This window comes from Phytopseudomonas argentinensis, assembly GCF_900113905.1.
Lineage (GTDB): Bacteria > Pseudomonadota > Gammaproteobacteria > Pseudomonadales > Pseudomonadaceae > Aquipseudomonas > Aquipseudomonas argentinensis.
In genome coordinates this window covers 351,748-369,871 of sequence record NZ_FORC01000001.1, presented here as the reverse complement: position 1 = coordinate 369,871, position 18,124 = coordinate 351,748, and the positions used below count along the sequence as shown (strand labels likewise).

The following is an 18,124-nucleotide window of genomic DNA, read 5'->3' as shown; positions in this document are numbered from 1 at the left end:
ACTGAGGCCCTGGGTTCCGGTTTTCGCTATCATGCGCGCCCCAAGGAGAGTGTCGATGAATACGTTGTTACTGCACTGCCGCCCCGGTTTCGAGAACGAGGTGTGTTCGGAGATATCCGAGCATGCGGCGCGTCTCGATGTGCCCGGTTACGCCAAGGCCAAGCCGGACACGGCCTGCGCCGAATTCATCTGCAGTGATGAGGCGGGTGCCGAGCGGCTGATGGCCGGGCTGCGCTTCAGCCAGTTGATCTTCATCCGCCAGTGGGCGCTCGGGCGTTTCATCGAGCTGCCCGAGAAGGACCGTATCAGCGTGTTGCTCGAGCACCTGGCGCCGCTGCCAACCTTCGGCAGCCTGTGGCTGGAGGTGTTCGACACCAACGACGGCAAGGAGCTGTCCGGCTTCTGCAAGAAGTTCGAAGGCCCGCTGCGCAAGGCCCTGACCGGCGCCGGCAAGCTGGCGGAAGACGCCCGCGCGCCGCGCCTGCTGCTGACCTTCAAGAGTGGCCGCGAGGTGTTTCTCGGCATGGCCGCGCCCGACAATTCGGCGATCTGGCCAATGGGCATCCCGCGCCTCAAGTTCCCTCGCGAGGCGCCCAGCCGCTCGACCCTGAAACTTGAAGAGGCCTGGCACACCTTCATTCCCCGTGAGCAGTGGGACGAGCGCCTGTCGGACGAGATGACCGGCGTCGACCTGGGCGCCGCACCGGGTGGCTGGACTTACCAACTGGTACGCCGCGGCATGCTGGTGACCGCCATCGACAACGGTCCGATGGCCGAGAGCCTGATGGACACCGGCCTGGTCAAGCACCTGATGGTCGACGGCTTCACCTGGAAGCCCAAGCAGCCGGTGGACTGGATGGTCTGCGACATCGTCGAGAAGCCCGCGCGCAGTGCTGCGTTGCTGGAAACCTGGATCGGCGAGGGACATTGCCGGGAGGCGGTGGTCAATCTCAAGTTGCCGATGAAGCAGCGCTACGCCGAGGTGCAGCGTTTGCTCGAACGCATCGCTGAAGGCCTGGCGGCGCGCAAGGTCAAGGCGACCATCGCCTGCAAGCAGCTGTACCACGACCGTGAGGAAGTGACCTGCCACCTGCGCCGACTGAGCAAGTAAACAGGTTGGACAAGTGCGCCATCGCTGCCGATGGCCACTCCATAAATAGTGCAAGATTGATGACGCGGAGCCCGTGATGCTCGATTCGACCCCTGACGACACCCTCGACGCCACCGGCCTGTTCTGCCCCGAGCCGGTGATGATGCTGCACAACAAGGTGCGCGACCTGCCGGCCGGTGGCCTGCTCAAGGTGATCGCCACCGACCCCTCCACCCAGCGCGATATCCCCAAGTTCTGCGTGTTTCTCGGCCACGAGCTGGTGGAGCAGGCGCAGGATGCCGAGACTTACCTGTACTGGATTCGCAAGAAGGTTGATTGAGCGGGTGAGGTAAAGGCGGGTATTCGGTGACCCATGTGGGAGCGCTGACTTCTGCCCACCATTGATATCGCAAAGCGGAGAGCGGCTGCATTCGCAGCCCGTAGGGCGGACTCAGGAGCGTCAGCGAACAGTCCGCCGATTCACTCGGTTCGGTAGTACGACACGCGCCCAGCACTGCAAAGGCGTACTGCTTCGCGAGTACGCCCTACCTATCTAGACAGCTGCCTTCATACGAATCCACCGCCTGGCACTGCTCTTCAGCCGTAGCGTGAGCATCAGCGCCGCACAGGTCAGCCCGACGATCAGCCCCTGCCACAGTCCGGCCGGGCCGCTGGCGGCGCCGAACAGTTCGCTCAGGCCCAACAGGTAGCCGACCGGCAGGCCGATGCCCCAGTAGGCGAACAGGGTCAGGATCATCGTCGCCCGGGTGTCCTGATAGCCGCGCAGCGCGCCGGCAGCGGTAACCTGGATGGCATCGGAAAACTGGAACAGCGCGGCGTAGAGGATCAGCGCCACGGCCACTTCGATCACCTCCGGCGCCGACGAGTAAATCCGCGCGATGGGTTCGAGCATCAGCAGCATGCAGGTCGCCGATACGCAGGCGTAGGCCAATGCGGTGGCAATGCTCACCCCGGCGGCGAAACGCGCCTCGCGTGGCTGCTCGCGGCCGAGTGCCTGGCCGACGCGCACGGTGGCGGCCATGCCGAGGGAGTAGGGGATCATGAACACCAGTGAGGCGAAGTTGAGGGCGATCTGGTGCCCGGCGACCACGGTGGCGCCCAGGCCGCCGATCAGCAGGGCGATGACCGCAAAGATGCTCGACTCGGCGAATACCGCGATGCCAATCGGCAGGCCGATGCCCAGCAGACGCTTGATCGGCAGCCACTGCGGCCAGTCGAAATGCCGCAGCGGCGTGGTCTCGGTATAAGCCGGTGCGCGGCGAATCCACCAGAGCATGCCCAGCAGCATGAACAGCATCACCAGCGCCGTGGCCCAGCCACAGCCGACGCTGCCCAGCGGCGGCAGGCCGAGCTTGCCGTAGATCAGCACATAGTTCAGCGGGATATTCACCAGCAGGCCTAGCAGGCCTACCACCATGGCCGGGCGGGTGCGGCCCAGGCCGTCGCTGTAGCAGCGCAGCACATGAAACAGCGCCACGCAGGGAAAGCCGAACGCCACACCATGCAGGTAGCCCATGGCCGGCTCGATCAGGTCTGCGTCCACCTTCATCAGGCGCAACACGAACTCGGCGTTCCATAGCAGCGTGCCTGCCAGGCAGCCCACCGCCAATGCCAGCCACAGGGCCTGGCGCACCAGCGGGCCGATCTCGCCATGCTGGCCGGCGCCGAAGCGCTGGGCAACCTTGGGCGTGGTGGCCAGCAGGATGCCGGTCATCAGCAGGAACACCGGTACCCAGATCGAGTTACCAAGGGCCACGGCGGCCAGATCTCGGGCACTGAAGCGCCCGGACATCACGGTGTCGACGAAGCCGATCGAGGTATAGGCCAACTGCGCGACGATGATCGGCAAGGCAAGGGCCAGCAGCGTGCGCAATTCGGCGCGCACCCGTTGCAGGCGGGACTGAGCAGACATGACAGGTTTCACTGGGCAGAGAAAACCGCACAGTCTACGCGCTGACGGATCGGTCAGGAAAGGCGAGGTGCCGCGCTTGCAGGTAGAATGCTCACCAGTTTGTGGAGAGCTGCCATGCGCATAGTTGCCGACGAAAATATCCCCCTGCTCGACGAGTTCTTCGCTGGTTTCGGCGAAATTCGTCGGTTGCCTGGGCGCGCCATCGACCGCGCGGCCTTGGCCGACGCCGAGCTGCTGCTGGTGCGCTCGGTTACGCCGGTCGACCGCACCCTGCTGCAGGGCAGCCCGGTACGCTTCGTCGGCACCTGCACCATCGGCACCGATCACCTGGATCTTGATTATTTCAGCGCAGCCGGCATCGCCTGGAGCAGCGCACCGGGTTGCAATGCGCGTGGAGTGGTCGACTACGTGCTCGGCAGCCTGCTGGTGCTCGGCGAGCGCCTGGGCGCCGATCTGACGCAGCGCACCTATGGCGTGGTCGGCGCCGGGCAGGTCGGCGAGCGGCTGATCAAGGTGCTGCGCGCCCTGGGCTGGCGGGTGCTGGTCTGCGATCCGCCCCGGCAGCTCGCCGAGGGTGGCGATTACGTGAGCCTGCAGCAGATCGTCGAGCAGTGCGACGTGATCAGCCTGCACACCCCGCTGACAGGGGACGGCGAGTTCGCCACCCGGCACCTGCTCGACGCCGAGCTGCTGGAGCAACTGCGCCCCGGCACCTGGCTGCTCAATGCCAGCCGAGGCGCCGTGCTCGATACCGGGGCGCTACGCGCGCACCTGCAGCGCGGCGCCGATCTGCATGTGGTGCTGGACGTATGGGAGGGCGAGCCGCTGGTCGATCTGGAGCTGGCCGCGCTGTGCCATATCGCTACACCGCACATTGCCGGCTACAGCCTCGATGGCAAGCTGCGCGGCACGGCGCAGATCTACCAGGCGTTCTGCAGGCACCAGGGTATCGAGCCGGCTATCTCGCTGGACGCACTGACTCCGGCCCGCTGGCTGCAGCGCTTGAGCATCGCCGCGGGTAGCGATCCGGCCTGGGCATTGGCCACGGTATGCAACGTCGTGTATGACCCACGGCGTGACGATGCGGATTTGCGGCGCAGTCTGGTTACCGACGAGCAGGCACGCAAGACCGGCTTCGACCTGCTGCGCAAGCGCTATCCCATGCGGCGTGAAATAGAAGGGCTGGAGGTCGAGCTGCTCGGCATCGACGAGTCCCTGGAGGCGCTGATCAGCGCGCTGGGCGCGCGCGTGATCAATGTGAGATGACGGAGAGTCTGATGGCTCGTCAGCGGGAGGCGTCCTGCTGGTTGGCTGTCGCGTCCTTGTCGAGCTCGCTGCATGCTTGCTGGATCATGCTTTCGGTAATCGGGATTTCCCGGCCGTTAGGGTCGATCAGCGCGCCGTGGGCGAGCTCACAGTCGCTGTCTGGTTGCGATGCCTGTTGCTTGTCGGGACTACTCATCTTGGTCTCCTCATCAGGTGGTATGCGCTTTGTCGACGGGCATCCTGCATGACGACGTTATGTAGTGATGGGGGCATTCCAATATGGCTTCAACCGTGCCCAGTCATACTGTCGCAAAAAATTACCCTATAAAGAAGAGCGTCCGTCGAATGGTGTTGGCTAGGGAGGGAGGTGTGCGATGTTGAGGGCATCATGGTTGCTGCTCGGTTGCCTGCTGAGTCTGCAGGTATTTGCCATCGAGCCGGGCCGGTTGGTGAGTGGGGCCCGTGAGCAGGTGGGCGTGACCCTGGGCTACGATCCCGCCTACCGGCGCATTGCCTATCCTGGCGGCGACGTGCCGGCGGCAACCGGGGTATGCACCGACGTGGTGATCCGCGCCCTGCGCCTGCAGGGCCTGGATCTGCAGAAGGCAGTGCACGAGGACATGGCGGCTAACTTCTCGGCGTACCCAAGGCAGTGGGGGCTCAAGCGCCCGGACCGCAATATCGACCACCGCCGCGTGCCCAATCTGATGACCTGGTTCCGGCGCCAGGGCATGGCGCTGGCGCTCAGCCGTGACACCGGGGAGTATCTCCCGGGCGATATTGTCACCTGGGATCTGGGCCGCGGGCAGACCCATATCGGCATCGTCTCCGATCGTTTGTCTGCGGCGGGCGAGCCATTGATCCTGCATAACATCGGTGCCGGTACCCGGGAGGAGGCCATCCTGTGGCGTTTCCCGATCATCGGGCATTACCGCTTTGCGCCGGGCTAGGCGCACAAACGACGAAGCCCCGCGCCTTGTCGGCAGCGGGGCTTCGGCTGATCCAGAACGGTCAGGCGTGATGGTAGCTGATCACGCTGTCCTGCTCCTTGAGTACCTTGCGCATCTCGGCCGGGATGTTGCCGGCCCTGACGGCCAGTTCCAGGCGGATGTCTTCGAGGCTCTGGGCGAAAGCGTTCGAGTCATCGATCTGCAGTCTCTGCAGGACTCGGCTGTAGGCGGTGGTGTCCGCTTCATCGATCAGGGAGAGAACGATGCTACCGTCCGGGCGAGGCCGACTGAAGGTGGCGCGTAGCGGGGCGAATAGCTGCTCGACAAGCTGTCGATGACTACTTTCCATTGACGAACTCCAGTTGAAGTAGGAACACCTAAGAGTAACTGGAAATCATTTAGTTCGACGATGGCCGCTATTTCGCTCCCTGATAGTGATGAAATTCGCAGTTCTTGCCTGTTTAGCGAAGCAGGGCCTGGCGAGTGCGTTCGATAACCTTGGGCAGCGAGTCGGCGCTGTACTGGCCAGGGTAGAGGCGCTGGGTGTGCTGCGCGACACCGGTGTGGTCCACCACGGTGAAGCTGAAGCTGCCCTTGCGAGGCGCCAGAATATGGCAGGCCAGCGGTGCGAAAGCGTTGGACAGGGTGTGGATAGCGTTTTGGATTTGTTGACTGGTATTCATAATCGGGTGTTTCCTGATACTGCAGGCGCATGATCGCGCCATAAATAAAGGGCTCCGGTCGCGGGCTTATGCCAACGGGATTGGTTATCGGAGCGAGCTGCGCGCTTTTAAGTTCCACCTATATGTAGGTGGAACCAGCGGCTGTTGAGCGCCTGGGCGAGGTAGCCAATGCAAGGCGAAGACAGGCGAGAGGCGCAATTTACGAGCTGTAAATGAGCATTCGAAGCTGGCTTCAACGCAGCAATGGCAACGCAGCTAGTTGTTCAACGGCTTGCTGGAGCGGGTCTGTACTTCGGAAGACTGGCGAGTTCAGCGCGTGAGCGAGACGGCCAGATCAGTCAGCGGAGGGGGTCTTGGCAGGGATGCGTGCATCGATTGGATGCCGATTGCCAGGAAACCATCAAGAAGGCCATACGGCCGGATGACTTGCAGCGTGGTACGAACAGGGCGAACTATACGCGGCTGTATAAAAATTAGCCAGCCCCGATTTCATCTTTTTATAGCCGCCGATCGGCGTCGCACTGGGTGGCCGATTTGAGCTAGCATTAGCGCTCTTTTGCTTTCCTCTGGCGACGGTTTTCAATGAGTTATCAGGTTCTTGCACGCAAATGGCGCCCGCGTTCGTTTCGCGAGATGGTTGGGCAGACCCATGTGCTGAAAGCGCTGATCAACGCACTCGACAGCCAGCGCCTGCACCATGCCTACCTGTTTACCGGTACTCGCGGGGTGGGCAAGACCACAATCGCGCGGATCATCGCCAAGTGCCTGAACTGCGAGACCGGTATCAGCTCCACGCCCTGCGGCACCTGCTCGGTGTGCCGGGAGATCGATGAAGGCCGTTTCGTCGACCTCATCGAAGTCGATGCCGCCAGCCGTACCAAGGTCGAAGACACCCGCGAACTGCTCGACAACGTGCAGTACTCGCCGAGCCGTGGACGCTTCAAGGTCTACCTGATCGACGAAGTGCACATGCTCTCCACCAGTTCCTTCAACGCCCTGTTGAAGACCCTGGAAGAGCCGCCGCCCCATGTGAAATTCCTGCTCGCCACCACCGACCCGCAGAAGCTGCCGGTCACCGTGCTGTCGCGCTGCCTGCAGTTCTCCCTGAAGAACATGCCGCCGGAGCGGGTGGTCGAGCACCTGAGCCACGTGCTGGGCGCCGAGAACATCCCCTTCGAGGACGATGCCCTGTGGCTGCTCGGCCGCGCTGCCGATGGTTCGATGCGCGATGCCATGAGCCTGACCGATCAGGCCATCGCCTTTGGTGAAGGCAAGGTGCTGGCTGCCGACGTGCGCTCCATGCTTGGCACCCTTGACCATGGCCAGGTGTATGGCGTGTTGCACGCGCTGATCGAAGGCGATGCCCGTGGCGTGATCGAGGCGGTACGCCAGCTCGCCGAGCAGGGCCCGGACTGGAGCGGCGTGCTGGCCGAAATGCTCAACGTGCTGCACCGCGTGGCCATCGCCCAGGCGCTGCCGGATGCGGTGGACAACGGCCAGGGCGACCGCGAGCGGGTGCTCGGTCTGGCCCAGGCGCTGCCGGCCGAAGACGTGCAGTTCTATTACCAGATGGGCCTGATCGGCCGTCGCGACCTGCCGTTGGCGCCGGATCCGCGCAGCGGTTTCGAGATGGTGCTGCTGCGCATGCTGGCGTTCCGGCCGGCCGGCGAGGGCGATGCCCCGAAGGTGGCGCTAAAGCCACTGGGGATCAGCCAGGCCAAGGCTGATCCCCGGCCAACACCGGTGGCCGACGCAGCGCCGGCTGCGTCAGCGCCCGTCATCAATACCGCGCCCCAGGCGCCTGTCAGTCCGAGCCAGCCGGCCGCCGTCGTGGCGCCTGCCGAGCAGCCGGCATCTGCGCCCGTTGCCGCGGTGCCGGCGGTTACCCCGCCCTGGGAAGAGGCGCCAGTCGAAGCCGCCGCGCCCGCCCCATCGGTCAGCGAGGCAGCTGCGCCAGCCCCAGAGCCGGTTGCCGCGCAGCCAGCGCCGCAAACGCCGGCCGCTGTGGAAGCACAGCCCGAGCATTCCACCGAGCTGCCGGTTCCCGAGTTGGCCGACGTGCCGGTGATCGATACCAGCGACCTGAATCCACCTGACAGCGATGACGAGCCGCCACCCGGCGACTACGACTACGTGACCATGGATGCCGACAACCTGGATTACGATTTCGCCGATGTGCTCGGAGGCGATCAGCCGCAGGCCGAACCCGAACCCGAGCCGGCGGCGATGCCGGCCACCGGCCTGGCCGCCGAGTGGCTCGAGCTGTTTCCCAAACTGGGCCTGAGCGGCATGACCGGCAGCATCGCAGCCAACTGCACGCTGATCGCTGCCGAAGGCGATAAGTGGCTCTTGCACCTGGATCCCGGGCACAGTGCACTGTTCAACGCGACCCAGCAGCGGCGCCTGAACGATGCGCTCAATGCCTACCACGGCCGCGAGATGCAGCTGGACATCGAACTGATCAAGCCAGAGCAGGAAACGCCAGCCCAGGCCGCCGCTCGCAAGCGTGCCAATCGCCAGCGCGAAGCCGAGGCGTCGATCCACAACGATCCGCTGGTGCAGCAATTGATTTCCCAGTTCGCCGCCTCCGTGCGCGCGGGCAGTATCGAACCTGTCGATAACATCGTTAATCCCTGACTACCGAGGACAACATCATGATGAAAGGTGGCATGGCCGGCCTGATGAAGCAGGCGCAGCAGATGCAGGAAAAAATGCAGAAGATGCAGGAAGAGTTGGCCAACGCCGAGGTGACCGGGCAATCCGGTGCCGGGCTGGTCAGCGTGGTGATGACCGGTCGCCATGACGTCAAGCGCGTCAGCCTCGACGACAGCCTGATGCAGGAAGACAAGGAAATCCTCGAAGACCTGATCGCTGCCGCCGTCAACGACGCCGTGCGCAAGATCGAAGCCAACAGCCAGGACAAGATGTCCGGCATGACCGCCGGCATGCAATTGCCCCCCGGCTTCAAGATGCCGTTCTAAGGTCGCTTCCATGTGGGAGTGGGCCATGCCCGCGATAGGGGTATGGTCCGCCCCGTAGGATGCGTCGGGCCGTAGGATGGGTGCAACCCATCGTTGGTTGATCGGGTATCACCCTCGGTTCGATTCATCCTACGGCCTGTATCGGCGTTTCACCGTACACTTTCCGCTTTACCCTCTTCGAGCACTCGCACCATGAGCTTCAGCCCCTTGATCCGCCAACTGATCGATTCGCTGCGCATCCTGCCCGGTGTCGGCCAGAAGACCGCCCAGCGCATGGCGCTGCAACTGCTCGAGCGCGACCGCAATGGTGCTCAACGGCTGGCCCAGGCGTTGAGCCAGGCCATGGAGGGGGTGGGCTACTGCAAATCATGTCGCAGCCTGAGCGAAAGCGAGCTTTGCCAGATTTGCGAAGACCCGCGCCGCGACGACAGCCTGCTCTGTGTGGTGGAAGGTCCGATGGATGTGTACGCCGTGGAACACACCGGCTTTCGCGGCCGCTATTTCGTGCTCAAGGGTCACCTGTCGCCCCTCGATGGCCTGGGGCCGGAGGCCATCGGCATTCCCGAACTGCTGGCGCGCATCGAGGCCGGGCAGTTCAGTGAGGTGATCCTGGCCACCAACCCGACCGTGGAGGGCGAAGCCACTGCCCACTACATCGCCCAGTTGCTGGCCAACAAGGGCATGATCGCCTCGCGTATCGCCCATGGCATGCCGCTTGGTGGCGAACTGGAGCTGGTGGATGGCGGCACCCTGGCCCATGCCCTGGCCGGTCGGCGGCCGATCAACCTGTAGGCCGATTGGCGGCCTGCACCGCAAGATCCGCAAAGGCGTCCTGGTTTCTTTGGGCACATCGTTGTCGGTAACCCACAGGCTACGAATCTCTATAATTTGCTTTTGAGAAGCATTACCATTACTGCCTTTCCCAGGTGCGGTGATGGTGCGCTCGATGTCGCTTGTTTCCTCCCAGCAGTCCCTGCAGCAGCTGTACCGTGAGCACAGCGGTTGGCTGAACGGCTGGCTGCGCAAGCGCCTGGGTTGTGCCGAGAATGCTGCCGATCTGGCCCAGGACACCTTTGTTCGGCTCCTGAGCAAACAGCGCGAGCTGCCTTCGTTGCGCGAGCCACGTGCCTACCTGTCGACCATCGCCCATTCGCTGCTGGTCAATCACTGGCGCCGCCAGGCGATCGAGCGTGCCTATCTCGAAGCCCTGGCCCTGCAACCGGAGCCCTGTGCGGCGTCACCGGAAACCACCGAGCTGATCATCGAAACCCTGCTGGCCATCGATGCCATGCTGCTGCGCCTACCGGCCAAGGTGCGCGAGGCGTTTCTGCTGTCGCAGCTAGATGGCCTGACCTACGCGGCGATTGCCACACGCCTGCAGGTGTCCGAGCGCATGGTCAAGAAGTACATGGCCCAGGCCATGCTGCAATGCCTGCTGCTGGCCGAGGGTTGAGCCATGGCGCCTGAGCATGCTCACCTGCAACAGGCTGCCGAGTGGTTTGCGGTGCTCGCCGATCCGCCGGTCAGCGACCAGCAGCGCCAGGCCTGGCAGCAGTGGCTGGCGGCGCGCCCCGAGCATGCGGCGGCCTGGCAGCGGGTCGAGGCGATCAGCAGCCAGTTCGCCAGGCTGCCGGCCGCTACCCATCGCCGCGCCGCGGCGCAGGCCTTGCGCCATTCAGGGCGCAGCCGGCGCCAGGTGCTCGGGCTGTTCGCCGTGCTGGGAGGGGCAGGGTTGCTGGCCGCCGCCGGGCAGGGCAGGCCGTTGCGGGCATGGCTGGCCAGTGAACGCACCGGTACCGGGCAAATCCGCGATGTGCGCCTGGCTGATGGCAGCCATCTCTGGCTAGGCAGCCGCACTGCAGTGGATATCGACTACAGCGCTTCGACGCGATTGCTGCGGCTGCTGCAGGGCGAGGTATTGATCGACACGGCAGCTGATCCGCGGCCCCTGCTGCTCGATACCCGGCACGGGCGGCTGCAGGCCCTGGGCACGCGGTTCAGCGTGCGCGAGGGCGATGGCTCCAGCCAGCTCAGCGTCTTCGCGGGGGCGGTGCGTATCGAGCCCTCGAGCGGGCGCGCCGGTCAGGTGTTGCAGGCCGGCCATCAGGTGCGCTTCGGTACTGACGGCATCTCCGCCAGCGCGCCGGCGGATCCGGCGCGCCAGGCCTGGAGTCGCGGCGTATTGTTGGCCAATGACCGGCCCCTGGGGGATTTCATCGCGGAGCTAGCCGATTACCTGCCGGGTTACCTGGGCTGCGATCCGCGGGTGGCCGACCTGCGTCTGGTCGGCGCCTATCCGTTGGGCGACCCCGAGCGCATTCTCCAGGCCCTGGCAGGCAGCCTGCCGATCCGCATCAACCGACGCCTGCCGTGGTGGGTGACGGTGGAGCCACTGGCAGGCTGACAGCCTGCCGGTGAAATATTCTTGCGCAGGCGGTTCCCCTTTTACGATCTCGCCTGGCCTCCATGCATCCGGCCCTTGCGCACCCTGCGCGGGCGATGTCTCGAGGACTTCTGCATGTCGTCACCGCTCCGCTTCTCGCCCCTTGATCTGCGCCGCTCGATCCGCCTGGCCACCCTGGCCCTGGCCGCCTGCTCACCGCTTCTGGCACAGGCCCAGGCTATTGATACCGGTAGCCACCAGCAGGCGGCGCGCAGCTATCAGATTCCGGCAGGCTCGCTGTCGGACGCGCTGAGCCGTTTCGCGGCGGAGGCGGGCGTGCTGCTGTCGGTCGATGGACGATTGACCGCCGGCAAGCAGAGCCCGGGTCTGCAGGGCGAGGCGGGGGTCGACGAAGGCTTCGCACGGCTGCTGCAGGGCAGCGGCCTGCAGGCCGTTGCCGATGGCCACGGCGGCTACTCGCTGCAGGCCGCCGCGCAGGCCGGCAGCGCGTCGCTGGAGCTGGAGAGCACCGACGTGCGCGCCCTGGGTAACGCACTGGGCAGCATGGACGGTTACAACGCCACCCACAGCAGCGTGTCGACCAAGACCAGCAAGGCGCTGGCGAAAACCGCGCAGAGCGTTTCGGTGGTAACCCGTGAGCAGATCGAGCGCCAGGGGGCGCTCAGCGCTGCCGATGCCATGCGCTACAGCCCGGGCGTGCTGAGCAACCCCTACGGCAACACCCACCGCTACGACTACCTGGCGATTCGCGGCATCAACGACGGCTCGGTGGACAACATCACCATCGACGGCCTGAAGTCCATGGGTGATCCCGGCTCCTACAGCAGCCTGCAGATCGACCCGTACTTCATCGAGCGCATCGACATCCTCAAAGGGCCGTCTTCGGTGCTGTACGGTCGCAGCAACCCCGGCGGCCTGGCGGCCATCAGCACCAAGCGACCGGAATTCACCCCGTCCGGCCGGGTGGACCTGTCCTATGGCAACAACGCCCGCAAGTCATTGGGGTTCGATGTCACCGGCCCTTTGAACGAGAACATCGCCTACCGCCTCGTCGGCCTGGCCAAGGATGCCGATGCCCAGGCCGATCACGTCACCGAGACGCGCTATGCGCTGATGCCCAGCCTGGCGCTGAACCTCAGTGAAGACACCTTCATGACCCTCTACGCCTACCTGCAGGACGATCCCAACGGCGGCTATCACGGCAGCCTGCCGGCCTCCGGCACCGTGCACAAGCGTGATGGGCGGCGTATCGCGAAGGATTTTTTCGAGGGTGATCCCGGCGTGGAGGAATTCACCCGCACCCAGCAGATGGCCGGCTACGAGGTCGAGCACCGCTTCAACGACACCTGGAGTGCGCGGCAGAACTTCCGCTACGTGGACGCGCGGGTGTCGAACAGCCAGATCTGGGCCTCGGGCTACGTGAGCGACACCAGCAACGAGCTGTATCGCGGCTACAGCGGCGGCCAGGAGCGTTTGCACGCCTGGATCGTCGACAACATGCTGCAGGCCGACTTCGCCACCGGCGCTGCCCAGCATACCCTGGTGCTGGGCCTGGACTACCAGTATTCGAAGAACAAGATCGCCGACCAGCGTGACAACTCGATCCTGCAGCCGCCCGGCTCGGTGACCCCGATCGACGTGTTCGATCCGGTCTACGGCAACAATCCCCTGACCTCCATCGCTCCGGTGAGCGACGCCCTGCGCCGGCAGAAGCAGACTGGCCTGTACCTGCAGGATCTGGTCGAGATCGACAACTGGAATCTGTCGTTCGGCGTGCGCCAGGACTGGTACGACGTGTCCATCGATGACGAGATCAGCGGCAAGGACGACAACCAGGGCGAGAAGCTCAGTGGCCATGTCGGCGTGCTGTATGCGTTCGACAACGGCATTTCGCCCTACGTCAGCTACTCGACCTCGTTCAACCCGACCTCCAACTACTCCAGCGGTGCGCAGATCCTCGACCCGACCACCGGCGAACAATGGGAGGCCGGCCTCAAGTTCCAGCCGCCGGGCACCGACGACCTCTACACCCTGTCGTTCTTCAACCTGGAGATGGAGAACCTGTTCGCCAAGGAAAACAGCCTGGTCACCGACAGCTTCTACAAGGGCGTCGGCGGCATCCGCTCCCGTGGCGTCGAGCTGGAGGCACGTTTCAAACCGGTCGACAACCTGCAGGTGATCGCCGGCTACACCTATGCCGACGTGTCCTACAGCAAGTCCTACTTCGTCAACGCTGGCAGTGCCGTGGTGGACGCCAAGGGCAATACCCCTCCGCAGACGCCCGAGCGCATGGCCAGCCTGTGGGCCGACTACCGCTTCAGCGATGGCGCATTGGCCGGCCTGACCGTCGGTGCCGGTGCGCGCTATGTCGGCCACAGCGAGGGCAGCGAGCTGAACGACTTCAACGTGCCGTCCTACACGCTGTTCGATGCGTCGGTTGGTTATGACCTGAGCCAGGTTGGCTTGAAGGGAACGTCGCTGCAACTCACCGCCAACAACCTCACCGACGAGTACTACGTGGCGTCCTGCTACTCGGCTGTGGCGTGCTATCTGGGCGAGGAACGTACAGTGACGGCGACCGTCACTCAGCGTTTCTGAGAGACGGCTTCGTCGCTGCGTTCGGCTTCATCGACGGGGGCTGCAAAGTAGCGGTAGCAGCCGGTGAACGGAGTACTTGTAGGAGGGGCTTCAGCCCCGAGCTCTTTTGTTCGCCCTGATAAAAAGCTCGGGGCTGAAGCCCCTCCTACGCGTTATGCGAACGGCAGCTATTGCCTTGCAGCAGCCCTTTTACGCTCAACCCGCGTTGCGCAGGCGGTGCATATCACGCAGCGGCGGGGCGCCGAACAGGCGGCTGTACTCGCGGCTGAACTGCGAGGGGCTTTCGTAACCGACGCGGAAACTCGCCGACGCCGCTTCCAGGCCCTCGCTGAACATCAGCCGGCGCGCTTCCTGCAGGCGCAGCTGCTTCTGGTACTGCAACGGGCTCAGGGCGGTAACGGCCTTGAAGCGGTGGTGCAGGGTCGAGGCGCTGAGGTTGACCTCGCGGGCCAGCTCCTCGATGCGAAGTGGCTTGTCATAGTGCCGGTTGATCCACTCGATGGCGCGGGCGATACGGTGGCTCTGGCTGTCGGCCATGACGATCTCGCGCAGGCGCTGACCCTGGGGGCTGCGCAGCAGGCGATAGAAAATCTCGCGCAGCGCCAGCGGTGCCAGCATGGCGGCGTCCCGAGGCGTGTCGAGCAGGCGCAGCAGGCGAATCACCGCGTCGAGCATGGAGGCGTCCAGGCGGTCGACGAACAGTGCACGTTTGGCGCCAGGCGCCGGCAGGCCGATCGGTCCGGCGGCGGACAGCAGTTCGCTGATCACCGCCGGGTCGATGTCCAGGCGCACGCTCAGGTAAGGCTGTTCCGGGGTCGCCTCGATCACCTGGCCGGTGACCGGCAGGGTCACCGAGGCCACCAGGTAGTTGAGCGGGTCGTAGAAGTATTGCTCGGCGCCGAGGCGAACCTCCTTGCGGCCCTGGGCGATGATGCACAGGCAGGGCCGGTAGAGGGTCGGCATGGGCAGGCTGGGCGCCGTGGTATAGGCCAGCCCGAGACCATCGATAAGGGTCTCGTGCATGCCCTCGGTCGGTGTCTTCTGCTGAATCAGGTGGGCCAGTTCGCGTTGGCGAAGGGCCAGTTCGTCAGGCTGCTCGGGTTGCATCGTGTACTCACTCGCAGGTTTGTGCGAAGCCTATCGGGGAATTGCTCAGACGTCCTGTGCGGCAACGGAAGTTCGGAGTATTGGGCAATCTTGGGACAGCAATAGGCAATGTCATTTCCTGCAGGCCTCGCCAAGCGGCGATGATGGCGTCGGGTTGAAGAAGATCTGCACGATCAGGCAAGAATGTTCCAGTATCCGGCTAACGCGAAACGGGGCTCGGCCTTTACCTTTGGTTCATCGCGGCGCAGTGAGCCGCACTGACCAGAGGATCGCACCATGAACAATATCCAAGAAAAAGTGGTACTCATCACCGGCGCCAGCAGCGGCATTGGCGAAGGTTGCGCACGCTTGCTGGCCGAGAAGGGCGCGCGGGTCGTGCTCGGCGCCCGCCGGGTCGAACGCCTCGAGCAACTGGTGGCGGACATCCGCGCCGCCGGTGGCCAGGCCATCGCCCGCCGTCTGGACGTGACCGATGCCAGCGATGTGCAGGCCTTCGTCGACACGGCGATGGCCGAGTATGGCCGCGTCGATGTGTTGCTCAACAATGCCGGGGTGATGCCGCTGTCGATGATCGAGGCGCTCAAGATGGACGAGTGGAACCGCATGATCGACGTCAACATCCGTGGCGTGCTGCACGGCATCGCTGCCGCCTTGCCGGTCATGCAGGCCCAGCGCAGCGGGCAGATCATCAACGTGGCATCGATCGGCGCCTACCGGGTGTCACCGACCGCCGCAGTGTACTGCGCCACCAAATATGCGGTACGGGCGATCAGCGATGGCCTGCGCCAGGAAGTCGGTGGCGATATCCGCGTGACCCTGGTATCGCCAGGGGTGGTGGAGTCCGAACTGGCCGAGAGCATTTCCGATGAAGGCGCCCGCGACGCCATGCGCGAATTTCGCAAGGTGGCCATCAGCCCGTCTGCCATAGCCCGAGCCGTGGCTTACGCCATCGAGCAACCGGCAGACGTCGACGTCAGCGAACTGGTGGTGCGGCCGACGGCGAGCATCCACTGACAGTTCGGCTGCCACGGTGCTCATTGCCGTGGCAGCCGCCACTTGGGAGAGAGTCATGTCCATGCAGACCCACATCACCGTACTTGAAGCGGCGCCAGGGCGCTGTGAGGAACTGGGCGGCTACCTGCGTGACCTGTTGGAGCCGACGCGGCGCCTGGACGGTTGCCTGGCATTCGAACTGCAATGTGATCGCCAGCGCTGGCAACTGCTCAGCCGCTGGCGCAGCAGCAACGACCTGGAGCGCTATTTCGCCCAGCCGCTGTTGCAGCAGGTGCTCGCCAGCGCCTGGCATAGCGGAGCTATACAGCAACTGCAAAGCCGCGCCGCCTGACGGCACAAACGCAAACGCCCCGGTCGATGCCGGGGCGTTTGCGTTGGTGAGGCGGGCGTTTACTCGACCAGGGTCAGGGTTACGTCGATGTTGCCCTGGGTGGCATTGGAGTAGGGGCAGACGATGTGCGCCTTGTCGATCAGTGCCTTGGCTTCTTCACGATCCAGGCCCGGCAGGGTGATCTTCAGTTCCACTTCGATGGCGAAACCGGTGGGCACGGCGCCAATGCCGACGATGCCTTCGATCCAGCTGTCCGGCGAAACCTTGTGCTTGTCACGGGCAGCGACGAACTTGATCGCTCCCAGGAAGCACGCCGAGTAGCCGGCAGCGAACAATTGCTCGGGGTTGGTGCCCTGGCCGCCGGCGCCGCCCAGTTCCTTTGGCGTGGTCAGCGCGACATCCAGCACGCCGTCGGAGGAAATGGCACGGCCTTCACGGCCACCAGTGGCTTCGGCATAGGCGCGGTAGGCAACGGTTTCGATAGACATGGTGAAATCCTCGTATTTAGTTTGTGCAATGTTTGTTAGTGCGCAACTTAACTGCTCAGGGCGAACTCTAGTCGTGGTTTAGTTAGTGCGCAAGGTATTTTTGATGAAAATTGCACCTGGTCGACCTGGCATCCCTCGGATGAGGCTCAGTGTAGACCCGGGTTACCAGCTGTCGATCACGCCGGTCGGGTTCAGAGGCTGTTCTGCAGCTGCTTGCGCAGGGCAGTGAGTTCCGCGGTAAGGCTGGCCAGGCGCTTGGCCGTCTGGGCGCTGGCATCGAGGATGCAGCCGGGGATCTGCCGCGCCTCGGTGTGCAGGGCGCGGCCCTTGTTGGTGAGGTGCAGATGGACCACGCGCTCGTCGCTGCTGCTGCGCTTGCGGTCGATCAGCCCCTCGGCCTCCAGGCGCTTGAGCAGCGGCGTCAGCGAGCCGGGGTCGGTCAGCAGGCGTGCGCTGATCTCGCTGACGGTAATCCCGTCACCTTCCCACAACACCAGCATCGCCAGGTACTGGGGATAGGTCAGGCCGAGCTTCTTGAGCAGCGGCTTGTAGACCTTGGTCATCATCAGCGAGGTCGAGTGCAGGGCGAAGCACACCTGGTTGTCGAGCAGCAGATCGGCGCAGGTGTCGTCGGTGGTCATGGAGGCTCCGGGGCAGGGCAGGGCAATGGCGCAATTTAGCGCGCTGGCCGACTCTGTGCCAGTCAAGCCGGCCAGATGCCCGCGGCGATCCGCCACGCATCGCTGTCAGGTGCGAGCGCGGTGCCCGGCGCCTATCTGGCATACACTGCGGCGCCGCCGGCGATTGTCTGCAGTACAAGCCGGGCGGTGCCGATCCGATGCTATGGAGTAGATGCATGAAAATCCTGATGGCCGGTTGCGCCGCGCTGTTAATGTTGGCGGGCTGCGCCAGCCCCGGCACAGCGCCCGCGCTGCAGGTGCCAGTGACTGGCAAGATTAACCCGACCCGGGTGCAGGTCACACCGCCCAAGGCGGCTATCCAGGCCGCCAAGGCCAGCCTGCTCACCGCTATCGATGCCCAAGGCGTCGAGTTCGATACGCTGTTCGGCACGGCAGCCAATGCCGCCGGCGATGACTTAGCCGTGTGTGGCTTTGCCAGGCGTGACGAGCAGCAAGGCGCGCTGTACTTCGCCCACTACAACGGCGAATTGCTGCTCTGGGACGAGGCGGCGCCCCACGGAACCAGCACCGAAAACCAGTTTCTAGCGATGATCTGCTCCTACCGCTAGCCGCGCGCCGTTACCGGTTGTAAGCGTTCG

General features: G+C 64.4%; 20 protein-coding genes. 13 read left to right on the top strand and 7 right to left on the bottom strand.

The features are described 5' to 3' along the window. Nucleotides 1–55 precede the first annotated feature (55 nt). Nucleotides 56–1,111, top strand: a complete 1,056-nt coding sequence (rlmM, locus tag BM154_RS01590) for a 23S rRNA (cytidine(2498)-2'-O)-methyltransferase RlmM (protein WP_074880136.1) — start codon at nt 56–58, stop codon at nt 1,109–1,111. A gap of 76 nt (nt 1,112–1,187) precedes the next feature. Continuing rightward, nucleotides 1,188–1,430: a sulfurtransferase TusA gene (tusA, locus tag BM154_RS01585; RefSeq protein WP_070887113.1), complete on the top strand. Its 243-nt coding sequence runs from the start codon at nt 1,188–1,190 to the stop codon at nt 1,428–1,430. A gap of 213 nt (nt 1,431–1,643) precedes the next feature. Here the strand turns inward: tusA and BM154_RS01580 are convergent, their stop codons facing one another. Further along, the gene (locus BM154_RS01580) at nt 1,644–3,023 is read right to left on the bottom strand and encodes an MATE family efflux transporter (RefSeq protein ID WP_074880130.1); all 1,380 of its coding nucleotides are present in this window, start codon (nt 3,021–3,023) and stop codon (nt 1,644–1,646) included. Nucleotides 3,024–3,137: 114 nt separating this feature from the next. Here BM154_RS01580 and pdxB point away from each other — a divergent pair, with 114 nt between their 5' ends. Beyond that, a complete protein-coding gene (gene pdxB / locus BM154_RS01575) occupies nt 3,138–4,289 on the top strand; it encodes a 4-phosphoerythronate dehydrogenase PdxB (protein ID WP_074880128.1) in 1,152 nt (383 codons plus the stop codon). Nucleotides 4,290–4,308: 19 nt separating this feature from the next. On the opposite strand, the gene BM154_RS24095 is transcribed toward pdxB, so the two are convergent. After that, nucleotides 4,309–4,485, bottom strand: coding sequence for a PA1571 family protein (locus BM154_RS24095; RefSeq protein ID WP_167364644.1), 177 nt, complete (start codon nt 4,483–4,485; stop codon nt 4,309–4,311). Between the two features lie 178 nt (nt 4,486–4,663). Between BM154_RS24095 and BM154_RS01570 the strand changes: the two genes are divergently transcribed. Next, on the top strand, nt 4,664–5,239 hold the full coding sequence (locus BM154_RS01570) for a DUF1287 domain-containing protein (protein WP_074880125.1): 576 nt from the start codon (nt 4,664–4,666) through the stop codon (nt 5,237–5,239). Nucleotides 5,240–5,300: 61 nt separating this feature from the next. On the opposite strand, the gene BM154_RS01565 is transcribed toward BM154_RS01570, so the two are convergent. Together BM154_RS01565 and BM154_RS01560 are read right to left on the bottom strand one after the other, a co-directional pair. Next, the gene (locus tag BM154_RS01565) at nt 5,301–5,588 is read right to left on the bottom strand and encodes a DUF3509 domain-containing protein (RefSeq protein ID WP_074880122.1); all 288 of its coding nucleotides are present in this window, start codon (nt 5,586–5,588) and stop codon (nt 5,301–5,303) included. A 112-nt stretch (nt 5,589–5,700) separates the two neighbouring features. After that, nucleotides 5,701–5,922 carry a hypothetical protein gene (locus tag BM154_RS01560; RefSeq protein ID WP_074880120.1) on the bottom strand — a complete coding sequence of 74 codons (222 nt, stop codon included), beginning with the start codon at nt 5,920–5,922 and terminating at the stop codon, nt 5,701–5,703. Nucleotides 5,923–6,504: 582 nt separating this feature from the next. Here BM154_RS01560 and dnaX point away from each other — a divergent pair. The 6 genes from dnaX (at nt 6,505) to BM154_RS01530 (ending at nt 13,905) form a co-directional block, all read left to right on the top strand. Further along, nucleotides 6,505–8,559 carry a DNA polymerase III subunit gamma/tau gene (gene dnaX, locus BM154_RS01555; protein ID WP_074880114.1) on the top strand — a complete coding sequence of 685 codons (2,055 nt, stop codon included), beginning with the start codon at nt 6,505–6,507 and terminating at the stop codon, nt 8,557–8,559. Nucleotides 8,560–8,576: 17 nt separating this feature from the next. Then, entirely contained in the window at nt 8,577–8,903 is a 327-nt protein-coding gene (locus BM154_RS01550; RefSeq protein WP_013791929.1) for a YbaB/EbfC family nucleoid-associated protein, read from the top strand. 192 nt (nt 8,904–9,095) lie between these two features. Beyond that, a complete protein-coding gene (gene recR, locus BM154_RS01545) occupies nt 9,096–9,695 on the top strand; it encodes a recombination mediator RecR (protein ID WP_074880109.1) in 600 nt (199 codons plus the stop codon). A 154-nt stretch (nt 9,696–9,849) separates the two neighbouring features. After that, nucleotides 9,850–10,356 carry a sigma-70 family RNA polymerase sigma factor gene (locus BM154_RS01540; RefSeq protein WP_208609409.1) on the top strand — a complete coding sequence of 169 codons (507 nt, stop codon included), beginning with the start codon at nt 9,850–9,852 and terminating at the stop codon, nt 10,354–10,356. A gap of 3 nt (nt 10,357–10,359) precedes the next feature. After that, complete coding sequence (locus tag BM154_RS01535; RefSeq protein WP_074880106.1) at nt 10,360–11,307, top strand: FecR domain-containing protein; 948 nt, start codon at nt 10,360–10,362, stop codon at nt 11,305–11,307. Between the two features lie 114 nt (nt 11,308–11,421). After that, the gene (locus tag BM154_RS01530; protein WP_074880103.1) at nt 11,422–13,905 is read left to right on the top strand and encodes a TonB-dependent siderophore receptor; all 2,484 of its coding nucleotides are present in this window, start codon (nt 11,422–11,424) and stop codon (nt 13,903–13,905) included. Nucleotides 13,906–14,100: 195 nt separating this feature from the next. On the opposite strand, the gene BM154_RS01525 is transcribed toward BM154_RS01530, so the two are convergent. Continuing rightward, nucleotides 14,101–15,012 (bottom strand): AraC family transcriptional regulator, encoded by a 912-nt coding sequence (locus tag BM154_RS01525; RefSeq protein ID WP_074880101.1) that lies wholly within the window; start codon nt 15,010–15,012, stop codon nt 14,101–14,103. A 276-nt stretch (nt 15,013–15,288) separates the two neighbouring features. On the opposite strand from BM154_RS01525, the gene BM154_RS01520 reads away from it, so the two are divergent. Further along, on the top strand, nt 15,289–16,026 hold the full coding sequence (locus BM154_RS01520) for an SDR family oxidoreductase (RefSeq protein WP_074880098.1): 738 nt from the start codon (nt 15,289–15,291) through the stop codon (nt 16,024–16,026). A 55-nt stretch (nt 16,027–16,081) separates the two neighbouring features. Next, nucleotides 16,082–16,357: a putative quinol monooxygenase gene (locus tag BM154_RS01515; RefSeq protein WP_074880095.1), complete on the top strand. Its 276-nt coding sequence runs from the start codon at nt 16,082–16,084 to the stop codon at nt 16,355–16,357. 59 nt (nt 16,358–16,416) lie between these two features. Here BM154_RS01515 and BM154_RS01510 read toward each other — a convergent pair whose 3' ends face one another. Together BM154_RS01510 and BM154_RS01505 are read right to left on the bottom strand one after the other, a co-directional pair. Continuing rightward, nucleotides 16,417–16,845 (bottom strand): organic hydroperoxide resistance protein, encoded by a 429-nt coding sequence (locus BM154_RS01510; protein ID WP_073264773.1) that lies wholly within the window; start codon nt 16,843–16,845, stop codon nt 16,417–16,419. Nucleotides 16,846–17,036: 191 nt separating this feature from the next. After that, nucleotides 17,037–17,486, bottom strand: a complete 450-nt coding sequence (locus tag BM154_RS01505) for a MarR family winged helix-turn-helix transcriptional regulator (RefSeq protein ID WP_074880093.1) — start codon at nt 17,484–17,486, stop codon at nt 17,037–17,039. 215 nt (nt 17,487–17,701) lie between these two features. On the opposite strand from BM154_RS01505, the gene BM154_RS01500 reads away from it, so the two are divergent. Continuing rightward, the gene (locus tag BM154_RS01500) at nt 17,702–18,094 is read left to right on the top strand and encodes a flagellar basal body L-ring protein FlgH (RefSeq protein WP_074880090.1); all 393 of its coding nucleotides are present in this window, start codon (nt 17,702–17,704) and stop codon (nt 18,092–18,094) included. The last annotated feature ends 30 nt before the right edge of the window (nt 18,095–18,124 follow it).